This is a genomic window from Mycobacterium sp. E2462 (genome assembly GCF_001672685.1).
In the GTDB taxonomy this organism is placed as follows: Bacteria; Actinomycetota; Actinomycetes; order Mycobacteriales; family Mycobacteriaceae; genus Mycobacterium.
Genome location: NZ_LZKC01000082.1, coordinates 1 through 2766 on the forward strand (window position 1 = coordinate 1; position 2766 = coordinate 2766).

A 2766-nucleotide genomic window follows, 5' to 3' on the forward strand; every position below is an offset into this window, starting at 1 on the left:
CCGCGGACCCGATCAGGAGGGCGCCCGCGCCGAGGTCATTCAGCGCGTCGCCTCGGTGTGCGGGGTGGTGCCGTCCGACGTGGTGTTCCTGGCGCCGGGGTCGCTGCCCCGCACCTCCTCGGGCAAACTGCGCCGCCTTGAGGTGCGGCGTTCGCTGGAGGCGGTGGACTGACATGACGCTCACCGATGCGGCCGGCGTCGGGCTCGCCGACTACCGCGCCCTGCTCGCCGACGCCTTCGATCAGCGCGTCGTCTCCTGGACCGCTAACGCCGAGGCGCGGCAACGATTTCCGCGCGAGGTGATCGAGCATCTGGGCGCGGCCGGGGTGTTCAGCGAGAAGTGGGCCGACGGCGCGCTGCCCGACGTCGGCAAACTGATCGAACTCGCCTTTGCCCTGGGCCGGCTGTCGTCGGCCGGCATCGGCGTGGGGGTCAGCCTGCACGATTCGGCGATCGCCATCCTGCGCCGCTTCGGCAAGTCCCCATACTTGAAGGACGTCGGCGAGCGGGCTATCCGCGGGCAGGCCGTGTTGTGCATCGGCGCCTCCGAGGAGTCGGGCGGCTCCGACCTGCAGATCGTGCACACCGAAATGCGTTCTCGTGACGGTGGTTTCGACGTCCGCGGGATCAAGAAGTTCGTGTCGCTGGCGCCGATCGCCGACCACATCATGGTGGTGGCGCGCAGCGTCGACCATGACCCGTCCAGCCGGCACGGCAACGTGGCCGTCATCGCCGTTCCGGCCGCGCAGGTGCGCGTGCAGGCGCCGTACGCCAAGGTCGGCGCCGGGCCGCTGGACACCGCCGCCGTGCACATCGACACCTGGGTGCCCGCCGAAGCGCTGGTCGCGCGGGCCGGCACCGGCCTGGCGGCCATCAGCTGGGGCTTGGCCCACGAACGGATGTCCATCGCCGGGCAGATCGCGGCGTCGTGCCAACGCGCCATTGGAATCACGTTGGCGCGCATGATGACTCGGCGACAGTTCGGGGCCACGCTGTTCGAGCACCAGGCGCTGCGGTTGCGGATGGCCGACCTGCAGGCGCGCGTCGACCTGCTGCGCCACGGGCTGCACGGCATCGCGGCCCAGGGCAGGCTGGACCTGCGCGCGGCCGCGGGCGTCAAGGTGACGGCCGCCCGCCTCGGCGAAGAGGTGATCTCCGAATGCATGCACATCTTCGGCGGCGCCGGGTATCTCGTCGACGAGACGCCGCTGGGCCGGTGGTGGCGCGACATGAAACTCGCCCGCGTCGGCGGCGGCACCGACGAGGTGCTCTGGGAACTGGTGGCGGCCGGGATGACGGCCGACCACGACGGCTACGCGTCGGTGCTCGGAGATTCCCAGGCGTAGAGCGCCATTCGCCGGTTTCCCGTGTCGTACTCCCCCAGGAACGTGCACCCGACGTACTCACACAGCCGCCGCGCGCTGCTGTTGCGGTGGTCGGGGTCGAACATGATCCGCCGGCAACGCGGTTCGACCGCGAAGGCGCTGGCCACGATGCGGGGCAACAGCATCGGCCCCAAGCCGCGGTTCACCAGGGTCAGGTCGGCGATGGCCGCGTGCAAGCCCAGGTCGTACGGGTCGGCGTCGTAGTACCGGGAGATCACATCCTTTGCGCCCCAATACAATTCGAGGTAGGCCCGGTCGACGCCGCGCCAGGCGCCGATCAGGGGCAGCGAGTACGCGCCATCCAGCTGGGCGCCCAGGTGCCGCTCCCAGCGCGGAGCCGGCCAGTCGTACTCCCACGCCGACGCCAGGTGCGGGCGGTTCATCCACTCGGCCACCTGCGCCGCGTCGGCGCGCTGCGCGACGCGCAGTTCGAAGGGCGGCGCCAGCGACGGGGTCGGCGGCCGGCCGATGCGGAGCACCTCGTCGGGAATGTCGAAGCGCTCGCGGGGCAGAACGGGTGTGGGCGGGTTCTTCGGTGGAGCCTCGGCCATAGTGCGCCACAGCCTACCCGAGTAAGGTTAGCCAAACCATACTAGGGCCGCCCGGCCACGATCGGGCCGGGCCGCTGCGCCGGTCGCCGTCCGCGCCCCCGCCGCCGGGCCCCGGCTACCATAAGGCAGCAACGACAACCCGCTTCGGCAGCGAAAGGAACGACGTGCCTCAGGCACCCCCGCAGGCCTCCGGCTTCCGGGCGCACAGGCCGTCAGACGAGCCGGCCGACTCCGAGCCCCCCTCCCCGCCCCTGCCCGCGGACGCCGATGCGGTCTAGGCCATGAACGTCACCGTCACCGCGCTCAGCGTGTTGGCCATCGCGGTGCTGATCTTCGGCAACGCCGTGTTCGTCGCCGCCGAGTTCTCGCTGACGACCCTCGATCGCAGCGCCGTCGAGGCCAACGCCCGCGGCGGCGGGCGTCGCGACCGCTGGATTCGCCGGGCGCACCACAAGCTGTCCTTCCAGCTGTCGGGCGCCCAGCTGGGGATCTCCGCGACCACGCTGGCCGCCGGCTACCTCACCGACCCGATGGTCGAGGACCTGCCGCACCCCTGGCTGGACGCGCTCGGCGTGCCCGACCGGGTGGGCGACGCGATCATGGCCGCGCTGGTGCTGGCCATCGTGACGTCGGTCTCGATGGTGTTCGGCGAGCTGGTGCCGAAATACCTGGCGGTGGCGCGGCCGCTCGCCGCGGCCCGCAGCGTCGTGGGCGCGCAGCTGCTGTTCTCACTGTTGTTCACCCCCGCGATCCGGCTGACCAACGGCGCGGCGAACTGGATCGTGCGCCGGCTGGGCATCGAACCGGCCGAGGAGTTGCGGTCGGCCCGG

Annotated in this window: 3 protein-coding genes and 1 pseudogene; 3 read left to right on the forward strand and 1 reads right to left on the reverse strand. The window is 71.6% G+C overall.

Features of this window, described 5'->3' with window-relative positions; translation table 11 throughout:
* A pseudogene (locus A5714_RS25865) lies at positions 1–172 on the forward strand (long-chain-fatty-acid--ACP ligase); the annotation flags it as partial.
* 1 nt (position 173) lies between these two features.
* Entirely contained in the window at positions 174–1346 is a 1173-nt protein-coding gene (mbtN, locus tag A5714_RS04065; RefSeq protein WP_068283002.1) for a mycobactin biosynthesis acyl-ACP dehydrogenase MbtN, read from the forward strand.
* Here the strand turns inward: mbtN and A5714_RS04070 are convergent.
* Entirely contained in the window at positions 1313–1936 is a 624-nt protein-coding gene (locus A5714_RS04070; RefSeq protein ID WP_068283005.1) for a GNAT family N-acetyltransferase, read from the reverse strand. The two genes, mbtN and A5714_RS04070, sit on opposite strands and share 34 nt — an antisense overlap.
* A 281-nt stretch (positions 1937–2217) precedes the next feature.
* Between A5714_RS04070 and A5714_RS04075 the strand changes: the two genes are divergently transcribed.
* Positions 2218–2766, forward strand: a 549-nt coding sequence (locus tag A5714_RS04075) for a CNNM domain-containing protein (RefSeq protein ID WP_156747162.1), incomplete at its 3' end; no start/stop codon positions are given.

What these genes read in the sequence shown, in the direction of transcription:
- A5714_RS04070 (WP_068283005.1), bottom strand. Translation starts at nt 1,936, where the DNA reads ATGGCCGAGGCTCCACCGAAGAACCCGCCCACACCCGTTCTGCCCCGC.
- mbtN (WP_068283002.1), top strand. Translation starts at nt 174, where the DNA reads ATGACGCTCACCGATGCGGCCGGCGTCGGGCTCGCCGACTACCGCGCC.